Genomic DNA, 20,067 nt, shown 5'->3' with positions numbered 1-20,067 from the left:
AGGCATGAAAACCATAGGATACGTTCTGGGTGATTTTCCGGTGTTGTCGGAAACCTTCATAGGTAATGAAATGCGGGCACTGCAGGATCGCGGCTTCGGCATCGCGCCATTCGCCTTTGCCAGCAACCCGGAACAGGGTCAGCCCATTGATAAGCCACTGGCTGAACAAACCCAAAAGATCATCGCAGTACCGACCGTTAAAGCGCTGGCCATGTGGGGCAAGAATGCAGCCAACAGTGCGCGTGCGCTTTCCTTTGTGCAACAACAAACCGGCCTGCCGAAAAAGTCGCTGATCAAAAGCGCCGGCCAGCTGGCATACCTGGCTTCACAGGCAAACTGCAGCCACCTGCACGCACATTTTGCACTGCATACCGCGGCGACCGCTATTGTTGCCGCCAAGCTGCTGGGCTGTACCGTTTCTTTTGTAGGTCACGGCTTTGATGTGTATGTGTCGCCGACCGATCTTGCGCTGAAGCTGCAGCACGCCTCCTTTGCCGTTGCTGTTTGCGAAGACATGCAGCAGCTGTTTCAGCAGCTGGCGCCTAAGCAGCAGGTTCCGCTGATCCCCTGTGGCATCGACCCATCCCGCTATGAACTGCGCACACCGGCCAGCCACAACCAGCGGTTACTGTTTATTGGTCGTCTGGCCGAGAAAAAAGGCCTGCCCGATCTGTTAAGCGCACTGGCAATGATGCCGGAGAAGAACCGCCCCGGTCTGGACATCGTGGGCGATGGCCCGCTGCGCGAACAACTGCAACAGCAGATTCAGGCCCTGGGCCTAAAACGGCAGGTGCAATTACTGGGTGCCAAACCGGCGGAATGGTTTATTGAAAACGCCGCCAGCTATGCGGCACTGTGCGCGCCCTTCTGCAAAGCAGAAAACGGTGACCGCGATACCGGCCCATTGGTGGTTAAAGAAGCCATGGCGCTCGGCCTTCCGGTGATCTGTTCCGAATTTATGGGCTGCCGGGAAATTCTGACCGAAGATTCCGGCACCTTCACCCTGCCCAACGCACCCTACAATATTGCCAGTGCCATTGAGAAAAACCTGGCATTCACTGCGGCGGAACGCAACTCGCTGATCCATCGCGCCAGAATGCGGGTCACCTGTCTGTACAGCTGCGAAATCAGTGCCTTGAAGATGTCTCTGGCCATTCAGGGGCATCGCCATGACGCATGAGTTGAAGCAAATGCTCTACTACGGCATGGGTCTGTTTCTGATGAAGGGTGTTTCATTCCTGATGCTGCCGGTTGTCGCCAATGCACTCAGCGCGGAGCAATTCGGTCAGCTCGATTTGTGGCTCTCGGTACTGAACATTGGCAGCATTCTGGTTGGCTTTGGCCTTACCGAGGCCCTGTACAAACAATGGGGTGACAGCCAGCCGGATCAGCGCAATGAACTGATCAGCACCGCCACGCTGCAACAGGCGAAGATCGCCAGCTATGGCTTTATTGTGTACCTGTTTGCCAGCGTTGCGGCCAACCACCTGCTGCCGCAGCTTAACCCGGTTCAACTGGCGCTGGCTTCTGCAACGCTGCTGGTCAGTGCGCTGATCAACATTCCATTAAGCTGGCTGCGCCTGCAGGACAGTGCCGGAACCTTTTTCCTGCTCACCAGCGGTAAAGCACTGACTCAGGCTGCGGCCACCTTTGCCTTCCTGCATGCCGGTTGGGGCGTTACCGGCATTTTGCTGTCCGGTTTCATAACCAGCGCACTGCTGGCCATTGCCCTGATCCTGCTGCAGCACCGTAACATCCGCTGGCAATGGCGTGCTGAAAAGGGCCGCGCCCTGGTTAAGTACGGCTGGCCGCTGATGTGCTCTGGCGTACTGCTGTTTGTGGCGGCCGGTGCCGAGCGCTGGATTCTCGCAGCGACCGTTGGTCTGGCCGAGCTGGCTCAGTACGCGCTGGCCATGCAACTGGCGATGATCATTGCCATTGCCTGCGAACCGCTGACGCTGTGGTGGTTCCCCAAGCGCTTTCAGATGCTCAAGAATGCCGACGGTGAAAAACGCACCGCGCGCATGGGTGAGCTGGTATCGCACTTCTGCCTGTGGATGGTGCTGCTGCTTTCAACAGTAACCCCGTGGCTCATCAGCGAACTGCTGCCGCAGCGCTACAGCACGGTTATTTCAATTCTGCCCTGGCTTGCATTGGGTATGGCGTTTAAGCAGATGTCACACCTGCTGAACATCGGCTGTTACAGCGGTGAGCGCCCGAACATTGTCTTCAAAATTAATCTGGTGATGGCAATGATTGCGCTGACGCTGTTCTCCGCCATGAGCCTCTGGCTCGGGTTGCAGGGTGTCGTTATCACCTTCGTTATGCTCTACGCCCTGCGCGCGCTGGTGTTTGTGCGTGTAAGCCAGGGTCTGCTGCGCCTGCCCTACCGTTTTCATCTGCTGATCATTCACAGCCTGCTGGTTGCGGCCACCCTGTTTGCCGGCTTCACTACCGGCGTCATGCTACTGCTGTGTGTTGGTCAAACCCTGGCCTTCTTCGCCTGGTTGCTGGCAACAACGCACGAGCTGAAGCTATTCTCGCGGCCAGTCAAACTGGCTTTGGAGGCAGAATAATGACCCCGAAGGTGATCCTGCTGATCGTGGGCGCGGCGCTGATGCTGGCGGCAACCCACCTGCTCAAGCAACCGCTGGTGCTGCTGGTGTTGCCATTAATGGTGCCTGCGGCATGGGCGGTATTGCGCTTTCCGGTCTGGGTCTGTCTGGGCTTTATTGTGTTTTCGTTCTTCCGTATTCACGAAGCCATACCAGCATTGCTGCCACTGAAAATCCCTCAGCTGCTGGCGCTTGCCGCTTTTGGCGTGCTCGGCTGGCACCTGTTTTTAACTGAAAAGATCAAGGCTTACTGGCACCCGCTGATGGGTCTGTTGCTGATGTTTTTTATACTCATCGTCTTTGGCGCCTTTATGGCGACCGACCGCGGCAGCGCCATGGCCATTCTGCAGGGTTCGTATGTGAAGGTTATCGCGATGGTGTTTGCCATTGCCTGGCTGGTGCGGACGCCAAAAGATTTTCACCTGACCACCGTTTTTATACTGGTTGCCGGGGCCATCATCAGCTGCATTGCCATCTTCAATAAGATGAACGGCATTGGTCTGGTGGAAGGCACGCGTGTCACCATCAGCCGGGATATCGGCTCAATGATTGGCGACCCGAATGATCTGGCGCTGGTGCTGACATTCCCGTTGAGTTTCGCCGTTTCTGCTTCGCTCAATAGCAAGGCGAACCCGTTTTTCAGGATTCTGGCGCTGCTGGTGAGCATTCTGGTGGTGTGGGCGATCATCTGCACTCAATCGCGTGGCGGCCTGCTTGGCATCTGTGCTGTGTTCGGCACGCTGGCCTGGTTGAAGGTTAAGAATAAACTGCTGGTGATGGGCGCCGGCGGCTTCTTAATGGTTATGCTGGTTGCCGCTGCCGGCATCAGCGACCGCTCTTCCGGTGGCAGCGCCGAGGCTGGAATCGATGCCTCGGCCATGGGTCGCATTCACGCCTGGCAGGCTGCGATGAGCATGGCCGTTCACAACCCCATTACCGGTGTGGGCATTAATAATTTCTACGCCAACTACTACTTCCACACGCCGCACTGGGATGGCAAAAACCACGCCGTACACAGCACCTGGTTCCAGATACTGGCCGAGGCCGGCTTTATTGGCCTGGCGCTGTTTCTCAGCCTGGTACTGGCCTGCTACAAGCTGGCCATCGGCAACATTCGCGACACCCTGAATTCAGATAACCCGGCGCTGACTCAAATCAGCCCGGCCCTGCTTGCCGGTATTGTCAGCTTTTGTACCTCCGGCACCTTCTTAACTCAGGGCTTTATCTGGCCCCTTTATATCCTGATCGCCCTGACGATCGCATTAAACCAATACCTGTCTACTCAAAGGAGTACGCTATGAACACTCAACAACCTGAAATCAGCATCATTATTCCTAACTACAACTGCATGGCGTATTTGCCCGACTGTATTGCCGGCATCGATGCCCAGAAGATGTCTAACCTGGAGATTGTGTTCGTTGACGATGGCTCAACCGATGGCTCACGCGATTACTTGTTAAAGCTGCAGTCACAACGCAGTGATATCAACGTGGTGCTGGAGCAAGGTGCCGGCCCGGGTAAAGCACGCAACATTGGCGTTCAGGTGGCGCAGGGAAAATATCTGGCCTTTTTGGATGCGGATGACACCTGGCTGCCGGGTAAGCTGAATGATCAGCTAATTTACATGGAGCACAACCCGGACACCGTGTTGACCTTTACCGACTATCAGCATGTCAGCGACGAACACCCGAATGGCATAGTGCCCTGCTTCAGCTACTGGCCAGAGTTTAAAAGCCTGATTGAACGCTCCGGTCACGCCACCGGCTACCGCCAGCTGAATAAAGCCACCGCCGAGTTGCTGAAAGAAAATGTGGTTGGCACCTCTACCGTCATGTGCCGCCGCGATGCCTTTATTGCCGTGAATGGCTTCGACAGCGAACTGCCCAGCGCCAGCGATTGGGATTTATGGCTGAAACTGAGCAAGATTGGCCATGTTGGCTTTACCAATGAGATCACCATGAACTACCTGATGCGCAGCGGCAGTGTTTCCAGCAATATTGGCAACCGCATTCAGGCCATGAAGATCATTGCCGGTCGTCACCTTAACGATGCCAAAGAACAGAGTGCCAACATTAAAAAGTTTATCGATGAACGCCTGATGGATGCCCGCTGTGAAAAGCTGCAGGCAGAGAAAAAACGGCTGGCGAGCATTGGCGCGCACCTGCACGCCTTTTTGGTTTATCCGAATATTCGCCGCGTTAAAGCGCTGCTGAAAAGTGTTGTGGTTTAAGAAAACCGGCCATAACGCTGAATCGCTATGGCCGATCAATGCTGCGATCAGAAATCGTCGCAGTTGATGTAACCAAATTCACCACCGCCTAAGTAGTCGAAGCAGGCACCGCCTTCGTAACTCCAGGGGTTAGAGTCGTGGTGTATTTCGTTGTTGTCTTCATCAAACGAGGTGTTGATGTCATCACAACTGTCGAAGCCCCAGTCACTGGCACCCAGATAACCGTAACAGGCACCACCTTCCAGTCCCCACGGGTTACTCGACCATTGCAGATGGTTATCGCTGTTCAAACTCCAGTCAGAATCGACCTGATCACAATCGGTCAGCATGAATACACCGTTCCCTTTATAAGTGAAGCATGCACCGGTGCTGTAAATTAACTTACCGTCTTCCAGCGTCCATGAACGCGGGTCACGCTGGTACGGCGCTTCGTATTCATAGTCTTCAAAGGCCTGCTCCCAGGAACGCAGGTAAACGCCCGACGGATCATCATCGCCGTGAGCGACAACCAGATCGCTGCCATCGTATTGCACCACTCTGCAGCCATACCAGCCACAGTTGCTGGTTTCGTAGGCTTGAGTGGAATAAGCCAGAACCACTTCATCCTGTGTGCTGACACAGCCCGATGCCGTTTCACCGGCCGGCGGACGCACCACAAAAGAAGCCGGGTCATCACCGCCGTGAGAAAACTGCAGGCCACTGGCGTCATCGTTCAGTTCAGCAACGCGGCAACCGTACCAGCCACAGCTGTTTGTTTCGTAGGTATCGGCCGTATAAGCCAGTACCAGTTTATCGCCCCATTCTACGCAGGATGCGCCATAGCTTTCATCCGGATCCTGCCTTAAATAAAAACTGTCCGGGTCATCGTTACCGGAGGCTAACTGTAAGGCTTTATCATCATCCATATAGCCAACCTGACAGCCATACCAACCGCAATCGCTGTCGTAATTGTTGTCGCCGGTTGCGGCAATAAAGATCTGATCACCCCATTGCAGATCGCGTTCGGCAATCTCTGAATTGTTTCGCGAATAGCCAGTTTGAATCAGCTGGCAGAGCTCAGGCTCGTCACTGGCGCTTCCCAGCTGATAAACAGTATTCGAGCCATCGCTGTAGTCAGTCACGGTGCCCACGGAATAAATGACAGAATCAGTAACGGTGTCGGAAAGGGTCACCGCCTGCTGCGTCATGTTACACAGCAATAGTTCACTGGCCTCGTTGCTGCTGTGGCCAACCTTGATGATCAGGTCTTCTTCCAGAGCGGAATTATCCTCCCGCCACAGACGGACCGCATTTTGGTTACCGCTGATCAGGGCTAACGCCGTAGAATCGCTGGGGCGGAAGTAGCCATTTTCCGGGTCGAGCACTTGTATATCGGCAGTGATGTTGTCCTGGCCTTCGTTCAGTTCGATCACCGTGGCGTAGGCTGAATCTGCCGCCGCATTAATCAGCACGCTATTGGATGACGGACCAAAGGCCGTAGCGTCACCTTCGCCGCCGTTGTCGCTGTTCCAAGCACCATCACAGGCTGGAACGCCATGCCCGGCAATACCGGTTGCGGTAAAGTTTTCAACCTCAATCGCGCCAGCGGCGGTACTTAATGCAATACCTGAACGGGCACCAATGACATGAGCATTGCGAATGGTCAGGCTATTTATCTCATCCATGTTATAGCCACGGAAAGCAGCCTCTGACAGGGTAAATTGATAACCTTCCTGTATTGGCGCGTACTGATCGCCGGAAGATAAGCTCTGGCACTGATCCAGATTATCGGTATCAAAGTTTTCGAAAAACTCATCGTTGTCTTCACTGCCAATCAGATCGACACTGTTATAGCGCACACCAAACGGAACGCCATTGCGGTCGGCTCCGGCAATCCCGTTTTCACGTAAGCTATCCGTTGAACGGGTTTCACTGATCAACGTTGCGCCGTCAACGGTGACATTATCAATCGGCCCGTTAAAGGCCAGTACATGACCAAAACCACTGTGATCGATCAGAATGTTTTCAAAGCTGCTGTCTTGCACATCATCAATGAATACCGCCGTTTTTTTACCCAGCCGAACGTTGGGCAAAGTGCCAGAGCTGCTGCCTGTCTTGCCATACAGAGAGCCAAAACCATAGGGCCGGGAGAAACGCGCCTTCACGGTTAAATCTGAAAACTCATGACCACTGCCGGTAATGTTTAAAATGGTACCGCCAGAAATGTTTGAATAAACGCCATAGTCTCCATTTTCATCCGGCACCTCTTCTAAGTTAAAACCTTTCCAGACGTTATTTTCGCCGCCCAGCTCCACCAGGATGCCATGGGCCGCATTGGGCATATCACTGATAATGGTGGAGTCAAAAGTAAAGGTGACACCGGTTAAATCGAAGCTGTTATTACTGCCGGTAAAATCGAACAGGCCCGGCCAGACATCCTCTTCACCCGCTTCATTGGCGACGTTGGCGGGCCAGTCGCCGCCCTCGAAATACGACTTGGCAGCCTCATCAATGTGGTAGGTGCCTGCCACCATTTTAATATCGAGATTGCTCTCATCCATCAGATCAATAAATTCTTCCAGGCTCGAAATCGTCGTGGTCTCGGCAAATACCAGAGGACTTACCAGCGCCGCTAAAAGCATCATGCTTCTTCTAATCATGTTGAATTGTCTCCATCAATCGCTATCGCCTTGCAACAGGTTTGTTTGTTTTTATTGGAAAACAGCAGCAAGGTTCAGCCTGAAACCGGGTTGGCGATTTTTCTGAGCCCTGTAAATTTCGCAGGCGAATGATAGATAAAACCCGACAGCGACCAAGCTGCTTTGTTCACAATTTGGTCAACGGGTAGGAAGGTATTGTTCAGACTGTAGAGCTGTTCAAGTCACTTTTTAGCAGCCGGTCTCAGTGACTATTTGAACTGGCGACAATTGCTTTTTTTAGATCACGAGCCCGGCTGACCGCAACCTAGGGAAACGGGATCGCTATTAGCATTCATAGCCCGGTATTTGTTGAGTTTATTGGTCAATGTTCTCTGGAAAAAATAGAACTTCAGCATTTCATCAAAGATGATGATGCCGAAAACCATGAACAGCGGCGCGCCCAGATAAATCAACAGAGCACAGAGCGGAATGGAGATGCACAGCAGCGTAATTATATTGATTCGCACGATCAGATAGCTCTCGCCCATCGCCCGGATCATATTGCCGCAAAACATATTATTGGTTCTGAATATTGGAATAAAAATGTAGCACGGCGCGATCATAGCCAGTGCCGCGATGGTCTCGGCTGACAGGTTCCCATACAGGTACGGCAATGACAGACTGAACAGGTAAAAGCCCAGCACCATCAGCAGCGACATGGCCGTCGCCACCAGCTTGGATTCAAGGACAAAATCCGGAATGACGGCGTAGTTTTTCTGCCCCAGCGACTGGCTGACAATAATCGTGCTCGATTGCGCCCAGGAATTCACGAACAGCGAACCGATCTGAATCCACGGCAGTATCAGTGTGATGGCAGCGTAAGAAGAAACCGAAAGTTGCGCAAAGAGTGCCTGCAGCACCAGCTGACCGGTCAGCAACACCACAAAGTTGGCGACAATGGGGATCACTTCATCAAGGTGTATTTTTAGCGAGCGGCGGCTGAACTTGCCCAGGCCGGCAACACGGCCAATCCTTTGCTCCTGCTTCATCCGGTACGCAAGGTAGGTGAATCGGATAACGATGGCGATGACGCTGCCCCAGGCGGCGCCTGCCAGCCCCAGCTTCGGCATACCCCACAACCCGTATATAAGCACCACACTGCAAATGACGTTTACCGGTATTTCAAGAATAAACCCGTAAAACGGAATTTTGGTTTTCTTGCAGGCATTGAAGTAGGAAACAAAAACGTGCGAAGCCGACGAAAACGCCAGCAGGATCAGCGATATTTTCACATAGCTGACCGCTTCTACGGCGACATGATCGTTGTGTGAAATCAGATGAATGAGCGGCTCGATGCCAAAATACAGTGCCACGATGGCCAGCAGCGAAAAGCCCAGGTTCGCCACCCAGCCGGAGGTCGTCTCTGCGCCGACATTCAGCTTATCTCCGGCACCCACAGCTCTGGAAACCACCAGCTGCGTACCATTGGCAATGGCGCCCTGTATGCCGATGATGAACGCCATAATGGCACCGGCAATACCGAAGGCGGCGACTGAGATTTCGCCCAGCGAAGCCACCAGCAGCAGATCGACAATACCGACAGACCGCAGCAACACGGCGTTCGCTGCCATAGGCCAGGCGATAGAGCTTATTTCAAAGAACGAGCCTTTTGATATTTTGGATGATTTCAACATGTCAGTCTGAGTGTGTACTTAAGAAGACCAGGTAGAAGCCCTGATTGAAAATAGACTGCGCAGGCAACGCCGACAGCCAAACTACATCTGATATATTAGATTAACAGTTAAGATATATCCAGCATAAAGATGCAAGCGCGATCTGAGTCTTTAGTCGACATGCTGTCGGAGTCTCATTGCGCGCCGTCAGCGTTTAACAGCTCTCAAATTGCTTTGCATTTTGCAAATGTGCAGCCCAGCCGCAGCCCAATACCCCGCCCTTAGTGGGCTGAAGCGCTGGTATAGCAATTGCTCGAAGCCTATCAAACCTATTGGAGGCTTCACCGATGCTTTTACCCCAAACCTTGCTACTCACCATTTGTCTGCTCTGCAGCAGTCTTTTCACCGTGTCTGCTGAAACACTGACCTTGGGTGTTGTGCCACAGCAGGCAGCGACCAAACTGCTTAGAGATTGGGTGCCTTTACTGCAAGTGGTCGAGCAACAGGCTGGCGTTAAAATCCGTTTTGCTACAGCCCCAAGCATTCCCGTATTTGAAGAACGGGTCGCGGCGGGTGAATACGACATCGTTTACATGAACCCCTATCACTTTACCGTCTTCAATGACGACCCGGGCTATACCGCCATCGCGAAGGCCGAGAGATCGGCGATTACCGGCATAATGGTGGTTCGCCAAGACTCCCGGTATGAGAGCCTGAAAGACCTGACAAATACCACCCTGGCGTTTCCGGCACCCAAGGCGTTCGCGGCAACGCTGCTGACCCAGGCTAATCTAAACAAAGAGAACATCCCTTTTGAGCCAAAATATGTAGGCTCGCATGATGCGGTCTATCGCGGTGTCGCGGCAGGCTTGTTTCCTGCCGGCGGCGGAATTAACCGTACACTGAACACGCTGGAGCCGGAGGTTCGCGACCAGCTTCGGGTGCTATGGACCTCACCCGGCTATACCCCCCACGCCATTGCCGCGCACCCTGATCTTGCCGCCGATTTACGACAGCGCATCCAGGATGCCCTGATCTCGGTTAAACACTCCCCGGATGCCGACAGGGTTCTGAACCCGCTGGGTATCAGTGGTTTTATGAGCGCCGAATGTGCCGACTGGGATGACGTCCGCGCGCTCGCGATCAACCCTTACTGAGAAACCACGATGTCGTTTAAAACCAAAACCATTCTTGGTATTGCGCTCATTGAGGCTCTGTTCCTGTCGATACTGGTCTGGCAATCGATCGACTTGTTGGCCAGATCAAACCAGCAAGCGCTCATTCGCCAAGCCCAGGAAACCGCAGACCTGTTCGGCACTCAAATTAAAAACGCGCTTATTTCCAGTGATTTGGCGACGCTGGCCGAAATGACAGAACAGTTAACACAGCGGGGCGCGGTCAGATACGTTCGGGTCATCGACAGCCGTGGTGAATTGGCGATCAGTAATCTGCCAGATCAGCCTGCGTGGGCGTTTCAAAAAGACGACAGCTTCGATGCGTTAGACGATGGTGTATACGATGTCTCCAGCGAGGTGACCGAAGCCGGGTTTTACCTGGGAACCGTGCAACTGGGCCTGCCGATTCAAAGCCTGGTTGAATTTATCAGCGCTTCCCGTAAAACCCTGATCGGCATCGCTATTGCCGAATTGCTCATGGTGGCGCTGGCGTCCTTTTTGTTCGGTCTGTACCTGACCCGCCATCTCTCCAAGCTCACGCTGCAGGCCAGCCGGTTGGCAGGCGGAGACCTGCAGGTCGAGCATGTGCCAGAGCGCGGAAAGGATGAACTGGCAATTACCGCCAGAGCGTTTAATAACCTGGCGGAAGCGATGAAGGAAGCACGCAGAACCAGTGCGATTAAAACCGCCGTCTATGACGCCAGCCTCGATGCCATCATCACAACCAACGATGAGGGCGCCATTGAAGAATTCAGCAGCGCCGCTGAATCGCTGCTGGGCTGGCAGCGCTCCGAGGTTGTCGGGCAAAATATTGAACCCCTGCTATTTCCGCCTGAACAGCGTACCGAGTACCTTAAACGATACCGTGAGATCATCCATGCAGGCTCAGATAACGGCCCGGCCGAGCGGCGTGAAAGCCTGATCCTGAACAAGGCGGGTGAACGCATCGCCGTCGAGATTTCCACCGCCAGCTTTACTGCACACAACCGGACCTATGTGACAGCCTTTATCCGAGATATCCGGCAACAACTGTTGCAACAAGAGCAACTGATGGACGCCAAAGACAAAGCCGAAGAAGCCAGCGAAGCGAAATCCAGGTTCCTGTCGCATATGAGCCATGAAATCCGTTCACCACTGAACGCAGTGCTGGGTGCGATTCAACTGGTCTCCCGGGAGCAACTGAACCCGGAACAACGCAAACTGATCTCTATTGCAGAAAGCTCCGGCAGCAGCCTGCTCACTGTTATTAACGGCATATTGGATTTTTCCCGGATTGAATCCGGAGCGATTGAATCGACCACTGAAACCGTCGCATTAGAAGAGCTGACGGATAACCTCTTAGCCACCGCAGGGCATAAAATTAAATCGGCATCTGTCGAACTGGTCTGCCAGATTGCTGATGGCGTTCCGGGCCGCGCTGAATTAGATGTCTCCCATACACTTCAGGTCATTCGTAACCTGCTCGATAACGCCATTAAATTCACCGATTCTGGCCTGATATGCCTTACTGTCGATTGCGAAGAACCGAGGCCTGATGAGCACTATCTGGTGATTCAGGTCTCGGATACCGGTCGGGGTATTCCCGCTGAACATAAGCAAAGCATATTCGAAGAATTCGAACAGGTTTATATTCGAAAAGACACGCTGGTCGGCGGCACCGGCTTAGGGCTGGCCATTGTCAAAAAGTTGATTGATCAGATGGGCGGTGAAATAGCCGTTGATTCTGATGTCGGTAAAGGTACCACCTTCACCGTTAAATTACCGGTTCACTGGCTGCCTGATGAATGCCACTGCGCGCCCGTGAAGCTGGCTTACACCCGTGCCCTGCTATTAGCCGGTAACCCACAGTTCTCTTTTGCACTTGAAAACTATTTGAGCAAACTGGGGGTCGATGTGCAGACCTTCTCTGACATGAACGCCCTGCTCAGCAGCGCCGGCGAGAACAGCCATAACCGAACCCTGGTATTAATCGATGATGCCAACCTAACGGAATCTGATGAAAATTATTCTGCCTACGCCAATCTTGCGCTCGATAAAGTCCGGCTTGTACGCATTGCACCCGGCAGCTTCACCTTGCCAAGGCTTCCGGGGGAACGGACTCTGTACAAACCCCTATCCTGCCGAACCATAAGAGCCGTATTCGAAGGGCAGCAAGCTAATCCGGCACCGGCTTCGGCTACAGAGGACTATAAATTCAACGGCAAACGGGTTCTCGTCGTGGAAGATACGGTGGTGAATCAGTTAGTCATTACCGAAACCCTAAAACACACCGGGTTGCTCGTTGACTGTGCCAACAATGGTGCGGAAGCGCTGGAACACTTGGCCGCTCAGCCTTACGATCTGGTGCTGATGGATTTAAATATGCCGGTGATGGGCGGCCTTGAGGCAGTTACCAAACTCCGAGCCTGCGCGGGTATGAACCAATCGGTACCGGTCATCGCCCTGACCGCCAATGCGGAGTACTCCGAAATGTCGCGCTGCATGGCGGCGGGTATGAACGAGTTCGTCAGCAAACCCTATAACGCCCCGGAGTTAATGGTCGTCATCGATCGGCAGTTAAATAATAGTGAAGCTACAGCAACCATAGGCCAGGCCATCGCCCGCCCCGCTGAAGCGAATGATTCAGAGGCAAAGATTCTAAACAGTGAAACCATTCATCAGCTGGCCCGGGAAACATCCTATGATGCCCTGCCGATGCTGCTGGACAGTTTTTTAATGGAGCTGAGCCTGCGAATCAGCCAAATTAAAGAAGCGCGGGATCAGCAGTCTCTTGAGTTACTGAAAGCTGAAACCCACCCATTGAAGAGTAGCTCTGGCACTTTCGGTGCGCAGGCGTTACAGCAATGTGCAACCCAGCTGGACGCCTCGCTGACACAAGACAACACCCAATTTGCCGACGTGCGGCAGTCAATATCAACTCTGCTGCAATTGGCAAACGAAACGCATAAAGCCTTTACGCGTTATAAAGTCGATATCGCGGCAGAGATGCCGTGACAGCAGCCGAACGAACCGCGCGACGTTCCATACTCAAAATGATTAGCATTTTGCAAAGCATTTGCATTACTCACCGGCCATGGACGGCCGGGATAATTAAAACCACCCCGCTACCCCGGTCTTTCCGCGGCCTCAGAGAAAATTTCAATAATGAGCCGGAGTGGAATAAATCATGCTAAACCCTACTTAAACAACGTTGAGCGCTTTTACCATGACGACAAACCCACCGATACCGCTGAAACAGAGTGTAAGTTCCGCAGAAGATAAATCCGGCCCGCTGTATAAAATCCTGGTGGTTGATGATGATCTCTCGATGCGGGCTTTAGCGACGCAAATTCTCAGCAACGCCAATACAGAGGTACTTGTAGCAGACGGAGGCCACAGCGCGTTATCGGTACTGCAGGAAAAACCGGTGGACCTGATTCTGTTGGACGCCCAAATGCCCGGTCTGGATGGTTTCGAGACATGCAAAAGAATTAGAGCCCTGGAAGCCTGCACCTCAACACCCATCATTATGACCACCGGCTTAAATGACGAAAAATCGATTGAAACTGCTTTTCATCAGGGTGCTGACGATTTTGTCGTTAAGCCCATCAATTGGCCGATACTGAAGCAGCGCATCCATAAATTTATGGCTCAGATGGCCGTCAACACCCGCCCTGCAGCTTCCTCCAACCAGCAAAGTAACGGCAAGCAGGCACACAACGATAGAGAATTAACAATTGCATCGCTGCTCAAAAGAGACATCGCCGCACAATCACTGACCCTGATCTACCAACCCAAAGTCTGTTCGGAATCGAAAGAAATCGTCGGTGCTGAAGCGCTCTGCCGATGGTCTTCAAAAGAGCTGGGCGTCGTCTCTCCCGGTGAATTTATACCGCTGGCCGAAAAATACGACTTAATTAACCAGCTAACCGACTATGTCATGCTCGAATGTATGGCCAAGGCCAAGCAGTTGGCAGACCTGTCGGATAAACCGATCCCGATTTCGTTTAACGCTTCGGCCAAGTGTGTTGCCCAACCCGATTTTGTCTTCAAAGTTTCCAGGCAACTGAAAGAATTCGACTTATCACCCGGGCTAATAGAGATTGAGATTACGGAAAACCTGATGATTGACCGCGCTTCCGTGGCGATAAGAAATTTATTCCAGCTTCAGCATATAGGGGTAAAAATTGCCATCGATGATTTCGGCACCGGTTATTCATCCATCAGTTATTTGAGCCAACTGCCCGCCAATGTACTGAAAATTGACCGGAGCTTTGTCGCACCTCTGGGCGATGAAAACACAGCGGTGAAAATCGTCCTTGCGTTGATTCAACTTGGCCACAACGTTGGCCTGCAGGTAGTTGCTGAGGGCGTTGAAACATCGATTCAATTTAAACTTTTACGCGACATGGAGTGCGACGTCATTCAGGGCTATCTCACCGGCAAACCTATGGATTTCAGCAACCTCGCGGCTCTGGTTGGAATGAATAAAGGTGCAAGCCATTTTGCCGGCCGATCTGCCACCTCCTAGTGGCTCAAGCGGAAAATTCGGTCGCTAAGCAGCGCAGCAGTGCAAGTAAGATGAAGGCGGCAAAGCGCACAGTAGTCGCGCTCTTGCAAATAGTGTCGCGCTTGCCCGGGCTGGCCTGCTATTGAATTTTACTGCGCCCCTTGCTTTGTGCAGTCAACAACAGGTTGAACGATTCAATGGTCTGCAGAAACTGAGGGTTTTCAGACATGCTGAGCATTTGATCATCCACACTGCCAATGTGATACACCATGACGGCCTCGGCGCTGTCCGGGCTGCGGTCGACAATCGCCTGAATGATTTTAGTGTGCTCTTCAATCACCGCCCTGCTTCTGAGAATTCCCTGCCTGATTTTAAGATGACGAACCCGGTCGATCTCTGCCTGCGCGCCGTTCAGTAGTGTCCAGGCACCAGGCAGACCGGCATACTGAAACAGGGTTTTATGAAACGCCTCATCGGCGAGGAAGAAATCTTCGTACTGACCGCTAGCGTCTTCCAGCAGCTGCTTCTGCTGCGATACCAGTGACCGCAGGTGAACCTCTTCGGCCATGCTTAAACCCTTCTCCGCCAGGCGACGAACACACCCGCCCTCCAGCTGAACCCGGATAAAACAGGCTTCCAGATAACGGTCGACACTGATGGCAGACACATAGCTGCCGCTTTTCGGCACGATATTAACCAGCCGGTCATTCGCCAGCCGAATCAGGGCTTCTCGCACCGGTGTTTTACTGACATTGAGAATGGCGGCTATTTCTTTTTCCGGCAGGGGTACTTCCGGCGACAACGACAAATTAATAATTTTTTCGCGCAGCAACTGATAAACGCGCTCAACCAGACTGCCGGTTTCCGGTAATTCGGCCTGTTTCAGCACTTCATCCAGGGGCTGTAAGGTGAAGCCGATTTTCGTCGCAGACATAGATATCTCAAACTATGAATTAATATATTAAATGCAATGATGCCTGCTAGTGGGCTATGCGTAAAGTTCGGTCACTAAGGAGCACAGTAGTTCAGTGAAGATCAAGGCGAAAAAACGCAGGAATAGTGGCGCTATTTCAAGGTTTTTCAACGAAGATCATCGCTGAACTGCGAAGCGAACCGTTACCTAACTTTGCGCATGGCCCACTAGCGAAATCAAGTTCAAAAGGTTATTTGGCGGGTGTTAAACAGCGAAAAAGTGAGCGGGTGAAAAGGCTCCTGAGCGGAGCCTTGAAGGCAAGCATCAGCAAGGTTAAGCGTCTTTCACAACCTGGAAGCTGTTCCATGCCTGCGAGGCCGGCATAACCTCCAGGCTGTTAATGTTCAGGTGCGCCGGTTGGGTGGCCACCCAGTAGATAATATTGGCGATGTCTTCCGGCTGAATGGCATTGGCGCCCTTATAGAGCTGATCGGCCTTTTCTTTATCGCCACCAAAACGCACCAGACTGAATTCACTCTCAGCCAGGCCCGGTTCCAGGCTGGTTACACGAACGCCCTTGCCGGCCAGATCACACCGCATATTGTGGCTGAACTGACGTACAAAAGCCTTGGAGGCACCGTAAACATGGCTGCCCGGATATGGCCAGTTGGCGGCAATGGAGGACAGGTTAATGACCGTGGCCGGCGTCTGCTTCATCAGCAAAGGTAACAGTGCGTGCGTGACATTCACCAGGCCGGTGACATTGGTATCGATCATGGTTTGCCAGTCACTCAGCTTGGCCTGATAACAAGGGTCTGTACCCAATGCCAGCCCGGCATTGTTGACCAGCACGCTGACAGACTGAAAGGCTTCCGGTAACTGCTGCATAGCAGCACTGACACTATCGCTATCGCGTACGTCCAGCTTTATGCAGTGCACCTCACATTGGCTGGAAAGCTCTTCCTGCAATGCATCCAGGCGTTCCTGTCTTCTGCCGGTAAGCACAAGTTTCCAGCCTTCGGCTGCAAAGCGTTTAGCAGTCGCCAATCCAAAGCCGGCTGTAGCACCGGTGATTAATACACACTTGTTCATTTCGCCTCCTACATTTAATTAACTGTTCGCAGCCTAATGCAGCCGCGACATTTCCTTTAGTGCCAGCAACTGTAAACAGGAAGACCAGGCACGTCAGCTTGCCGCCGGCAAGCCCGATGAAAGTTCAGTGATGACCTCGCCCAGCAGTGCAAGCCCGGGTTCAATCTTTTCTACCGCAATGGCGGTGTAGCCCAGGCGAATAAAGTTGCCGGGCGGGTTCTGCTGCGCAAACAATGCGTCGCCCGATTCAACAATGATGCCGCGCTGGGCGGCCTTTTCCACCAGCAACCGTGCCGGCAGCTTTTTCGGCAGTTCAATCCAAAAACAAAAGCTGCCCGGTGCGCCGTTGCATTTACAACCGGGCAGGTACTGCTTAAGGCCGGCATCCATCAGCTGCCACTTTTCTTCCATCAACCGGCGCATACGACGAATATGGCTTTCATGGAAACCCTGCGCAATAAAGCGTGCGGCGACGCGCTGGTTGTTGGTCGGCGGGTGGCGGTAACACAGGCGCCGCAGAGCGCGTAATTCTGTAATCAGCTCCCGGTCACCAACGATATAGCCTATGCGTAACCCCGGCGAAACCGATTTGGACAGGCTGCCAACATAAACAACATGGCCGCTGTTATCCAAACTTTTCAGCGCTGGTAACGGTGTTTTACAAAAATTCACCTCACTGTCGTAATCATCTTCAATGATGACGAAGTTATCGGCAATGGCCTGCGCCAATAATGCCTTTCTGCGCTCCATGGTCATGGTAACGGTGGTTGGGTAATGATGGCTGGGGGTCACGCAAACATAATCACAGCCCGTCAATACGGCACCGGTTTTAATGCCCTGCTTGTCGATGGGGACAGCTTTGGTTTGCGCGCCGGCGTGTCGAAAAATGTGGTGAAAATCAGGCAGGCCGGGTTCTTCTATGGCCACCGTTGTTGTGCTATCGGCAAGCAAAGAGGCCAGCAGAAACATTGAATTCTGGGTACCCATGGTAATCAGCACCTCTTCCGGTTGGGCGCTGATGCCGCGCTTGCTCAATACCTGATGACGAATCTGGGTAACCAGCTCCGGGTCGTCATCGTCAAAAACATCTTCCACCCATTCCTGCAGATTGTTACGGCTTTGTGCGATGCGCGCGCATTCACGCCACTGATATATCGGGAAATCATTGGCGTCGATCTGGCCGTAAATAAAGGGATATTCAAAGTCCATCCACTGTTTGTTTTTTGCAATGCGGCTGTAGGCGGATGGGTGCCGGGAAAAGCGCTCGTGCCAGCCGGCACTGCTGCTTGCCCTGGGGGTGCTTTCAACCGGTGTACTCAGCTCTGCATCGCTGAATACTTCGCGGTTTACAAAAAAGCCCTGTCGCTCTCTGGCCAACAGATAACCTTCATCGACCAGGCTTTCGTATACCAGGACCACCGTGTTTCGCGAAACACCCAGCTTTGCGGCCATGTTACGGCTGGAAGGCAGTGTCTGTTCGCCAAAATAATCCTGCTGAATCAACTGCACCAGCTTTTCCCGTATTTGCTGCTGATAGCTCTTTCCGGGCTTGAATTCGATATTGATGACCAGGTCGTCCACGCCAGTTAACTCCTGTGATGGTTGGGCGGCCCATGCAGATTATCAAAAAAGCCATCGAGGTTCATTTCGCTGCAGCCGCACCATGGTACCAGCCAGTGCTGGCCCCAGTGATTCAATGGGCTGGCTCTAATGCCGGAAGCACCGTGCCAATAATGTAATCAGCATTAAGAGCTATCTACCCACCAGCCGGAGAATCCTATGAACCAGAGCGAACTGTATACCGCTGAAGCCAAACAAACTGCGATCATGCAGGATAAAGCAAATGTCTGGCACCACCTGAGCCAGCACAGTCTGCACGAGAAGCAAGACCCGTTAATGATCGTTAAGGGTGAAGGGTCACGGGTTTGGGACATTCATGGGAAAAGCTATCTGGATGCCTCATCCGGCGGTGTCTGGTGTGTCAACGTTGGCTATGGCCGCACCAGCATTGCAGAGGCGATCAGCAAGCAACTGGTGCAGCTCAACTTCTTTGCCGGCACCGCCGGCACCCTGCCTGCCGCTGAGTTTGCCGAAAAGCTGCTGGAAAAAATGCCCGGAATGGGCCGCGTGTACTATGCCAGCTCGGGCTCGGAAGCGAATGAAAAGGCCTTTAAGATAGTGCGTCAGATAGCGCACAAGAAATACGGCGGCAAGAAACACAAAATTCTCTACCGCGAGCGCGACTACCACGGCTCTACCATTGCAACGCTGAGTGCCACCGGCCAGGAAGAACGCCGCGGCCAGTACGGCCCGTTTGCACCCGGCTTTGTTGAATTCCCACACTGCTGTGAGTACCGCAGCCAGTTCGGCGAGGTGGAAAACTATGGTTATCTGGCGGCTCAGGAACTGGAGAAAGCCATCCTGAAGGAAGGCCCGGATACCGTAGGTGCCGTTATTCTGGAGCCCATTACAGCGGGCGGCGGCGTTATTACTCCACCGGAAGGTTACTGGCCGGAGATTCAGGCTATCTGCAAGAAATACAACGTTCTGCTGCACATCGACGAAGTGGTTTGCGGGCTTGGCCGCACCGGTAAATGGTTTGGTTACCAGCATTACGGTATTCAGCCGGATATCGTGACGCTGGCTAAGGGTGTGGCTTCAAGCTATGCGGCTATCTCCTGTACCGTGACCACCGAGGCTGTGTTCAACGAATTTTTGGATAACCCGAGCGAGCGTGAGGCTTACTTCCGCGATATCAGTACCTTTGGCGGCTGCACCGCAGGCCCGGCGGCAGCACTGGAAAATCTGCGTATTCTGGAAGATGAAAACCTGGTGGAAAACAGCCGGGAAATGGGCGACTACCTGCTGTCTATATTGAAAGAAATGCAGAGCACAACACCGCTAATCGGCGACATTCGCGGCCAGGGGCTGCTTGTCGGTATTGAACTGGTGAGCGATAAAGCCAGCAAAGAACCGGTGGATGAGAGCATCGCTGCCAAGGTTGCGGGTATCTGCATGCAGAAAGGGTTAATTATTGGCCGAACCAACCGCTCGTTTGCCAAATACAACAACACCCTTTGCCTGTGCCCTGTATTAACGCTAACCAAGCAGGACGTTGAGTTTATTGCCTACACCCTGATTGATGCGATCAAAGAAGCGGCCAACGGGTAATTTACTGCCCAGCCTTTCTAATCGGTTCCGGGCGTCTGCGAATGACCGGAACCGTCTCTTTAATAGAGCTCACTAATATGAACCCCAAATT

General features: G+C 53.0%; 13 protein-coding genes. 8 read left to right on the top strand and 5 right to left on the bottom strand.

Annotated elements, in window-relative coordinates; all coding sequences use genetic code 11:
- The first annotated feature begins 4 nt into the window (after positions 1 to 4).
- Genes BCF53_RS04400 through BCF53_RS04385 form a run of 4 tightly spaced genes read left to right on the top strand, consistent with a single transcriptional unit; the run spans position 5 to position 4,845 of the window.
- Positions 5 to 1,180, top strand: a complete 1,176-nt coding sequence (locus tag BCF53_RS04400) for a glycosyltransferase (RefSeq protein WP_132700301.1) — start codon at positions 5 to 7, stop codon at positions 1,178 to 1,180.
- Complete coding sequence (locus tag BCF53_RS04395) at positions 1,170 to 2,576, top strand: lipopolysaccharide biosynthesis protein (RefSeq protein WP_132700300.1); 1,407 nt, start codon at positions 1,170 to 1,172, stop codon at positions 2,574 to 2,576. Before BCF53_RS04400 ends, BCF53_RS04395 begins: the two co-directional genes overlap by 11 nt.
- Positions 2,576 to 3,916, top strand: a complete 1,341-nt coding sequence (locus BCF53_RS04390; RefSeq protein WP_132700299.1) for an O-antigen ligase family protein — start codon at positions 2,576 to 2,578, stop codon at positions 3,914 to 3,916. The genes BCF53_RS04395 and BCF53_RS04390 overlap by 1 nt, the downstream gene beginning before the upstream one ends.
- A complete protein-coding gene (locus tag BCF53_RS04385; RefSeq protein ID WP_132700298.1) occupies positions 3,913 to 4,845 on the top strand; it encodes a glycosyltransferase family 2 protein in 933 nt (310 codons plus the stop codon). Before BCF53_RS04390 ends, BCF53_RS04385 begins: the two co-directional genes overlap by 4 nt.
- Before the next feature lie 47 nt (positions 4,846 to 4,892).
- Here the strand turns inward: BCF53_RS04385 and BCF53_RS04380 are convergent, their stop codons facing one another.
- Positions 4,893 to 7,484, bottom strand: coding sequence for a hypothetical protein (locus tag BCF53_RS04380; protein WP_132700297.1), 2,592 nt, complete (start codon positions 7,482 to 7,484; stop codon positions 4,893 to 4,895).
- A gap of 281 nt (positions 7,485 to 7,765) precedes the next feature.
- Positions 7,766 to 9,157, bottom strand: a complete 1,392-nt coding sequence (locus BCF53_RS04375) for an MATE family efflux transporter (protein ID WP_132700296.1) — start codon at positions 9,155 to 9,157, stop codon at positions 7,766 to 7,768.
- Positions 9,158 to 9,543: 386 nt separating this feature from the next.
- On the opposite strand from BCF53_RS04375, the gene BCF53_RS04370 reads away from it, so the two are divergent.
- The 3 genes from BCF53_RS04370 to BCF53_RS04360 all read left to right on the top strand — a co-directional run bounded on the left by BCF53_RS04370 (position 9,544) and on the right by BCF53_RS04360 (position 14,821).
- Complete coding sequence (locus tag BCF53_RS04370) at positions 9,544 to 10,293, top strand: phosphate/phosphite/phosphonate ABC transporter substrate-binding protein (RefSeq protein WP_243645767.1); 750 nt, start codon at positions 9,544 to 9,546, stop codon at positions 10,291 to 10,293.
- Between the two features lie 9 nt (positions 10,294 to 10,302).
- On the top strand, positions 10,303 to 13,305 hold the full coding sequence (locus BCF53_RS04365; RefSeq protein ID WP_132700294.1) for an ATP-binding protein: 3,003 nt from the start codon (positions 10,303 to 10,305) through the stop codon (positions 13,303 to 13,305).
- A 211-nt stretch (positions 13,306 to 13,516) separates the two neighbouring features.
- Positions 13,517 to 14,821, top strand: a complete 1,305-nt coding sequence (locus tag BCF53_RS04360; protein WP_132700293.1) for a two-component system response regulator — start codon at positions 13,517 to 13,519, stop codon at positions 14,819 to 14,821.
- Positions 14,822 to 14,939: 118 nt separating this feature from the next.
- Here BCF53_RS04360 and BCF53_RS04355 read toward each other — a convergent pair whose 3' ends face one another.
- From BCF53_RS04355 to pdxR, 3 genes are all read right to left on the bottom strand, one after another.
- On the bottom strand, positions 14,940 to 15,734 hold the full coding sequence (locus tag BCF53_RS04355; protein WP_132700292.1) for a GntR family transcriptional regulator: 795 nt from the start codon (positions 15,732 to 15,734) through the stop codon (positions 14,940 to 14,942).
- 312 nt (positions 15,735 to 16,046) lie between these two features.
- Positions 16,047 to 16,805 (bottom strand): SDR family oxidoreductase, encoded by a 759-nt coding sequence (locus tag BCF53_RS04350; protein WP_132700291.1) that lies wholly within the window; start codon positions 16,803 to 16,805, stop codon positions 16,047 to 16,049.
- A gap of 93 nt (positions 16,806 to 16,898) precedes the next feature.
- Positions 16,899 to 18,386, bottom strand: a complete 1,488-nt coding sequence (pdxR, locus tag BCF53_RS04345; protein ID WP_132700290.1) for a MocR-like pyridoxine biosynthesis transcription factor PdxR — start codon at positions 18,384 to 18,386, stop codon at positions 16,899 to 16,901.
- 198 nt (positions 18,387 to 18,584) lie between these two features.
- Between pdxR and BCF53_RS04340 the strand changes: the two genes are divergently transcribed.
- Positions 18,585 to 19,976, top strand: a complete 1,392-nt coding sequence (locus BCF53_RS04340) for an aminotransferase family protein (protein WP_207902654.1) — start codon at positions 18,585 to 18,587, stop codon at positions 19,974 to 19,976.
- The last annotated feature ends 91 nt before the right edge of the window (positions 19,977 to 20,067 follow it).

The sequence above is a fragment of the Reinekea marinisedimentorum genome (assembly GCF_004341165.1).
Classification (GTDB): domain Bacteria; phylum Pseudomonadota; class Gammaproteobacteria; order Pseudomonadales; family Natronospirillaceae; genus Reinekea; species Reinekea marinisedimentorum.
This window is presented reverse-complemented; position numbering and strand designations above follow the sequence as displayed.

Excerpts from the sequence above, each read along its gene's own strand:
- BCF53_RS04365 (WP_132700294.1), top strand. The coding sequence starts at position 10,303 with ATGTCGTTTAAAACCAAAACCATTCTTGGTATTGCGCTCATTGAGGCT.
- BCF53_RS04375 (WP_132700296.1), bottom strand. The coding sequence starts at position 9,157 with ATGTTGAAATCATCCAAAATATCAAAAGGCTCGTTCTTTGAAATAAGC.
- BCF53_RS04360 (WP_132700293.1), top strand. The coding sequence starts at position 13,517 with ATGACGACAAACCCACCGATACCGCTGAAACAGAGTGTAAGTTCCGCA.
- BCF53_RS04395 (WP_132700300.1), top strand. The coding sequence starts at position 1,170 with ATGACGCATGAGTTGAAGCAAATGCTCTACTACGGCATGGGTCTGTTT.
- BCF53_RS04400 (WP_132700301.1), top strand. The coding sequence starts at position 5 with ATGAAAACCATAGGATACGTTCTGGGTGATTTTCCGGTGTTGTCGGAA.
- BCF53_RS04390 (WP_132700299.1), top strand. The coding sequence starts at position 2,576 with ATGACCCCGAAGGTGATCCTGCTGATCGTGGGCGCGGCGCTGATGCTG.
- BCF53_RS04385 (WP_132700298.1), top strand. The coding sequence starts at position 3,913 with ATGAACACTCAACAACCTGAAATCAGCATCATTATTCCTAACTACAAC.
- BCF53_RS04380 (WP_132700297.1), bottom strand. The coding sequence starts at position 7,484 with ATGATTAGAAGAAGCATGATGCTTTTAGCGGCGCTGGTAAGTCCTCTG.
- BCF53_RS04350 (WP_132700291.1), bottom strand. The coding sequence starts at position 16,805 with ATGAACAAGTGTGTATTAATCACCGGTGCTACAGCCGGCTTTGGATTG.
- BCF53_RS04340 (WP_207902654.1), top strand. The coding sequence starts at position 18,585 with ATGAACCAGAGCGAACTGTATACCGCTGAAGCCAAACAAACTGCGATC.
- BCF53_RS04355 (WP_132700292.1), bottom strand. The coding sequence starts at position 15,734 with ATGTCTGCGACGAAAATCGGCTTCACCTTACAGCCCCTGGATGAAGTG.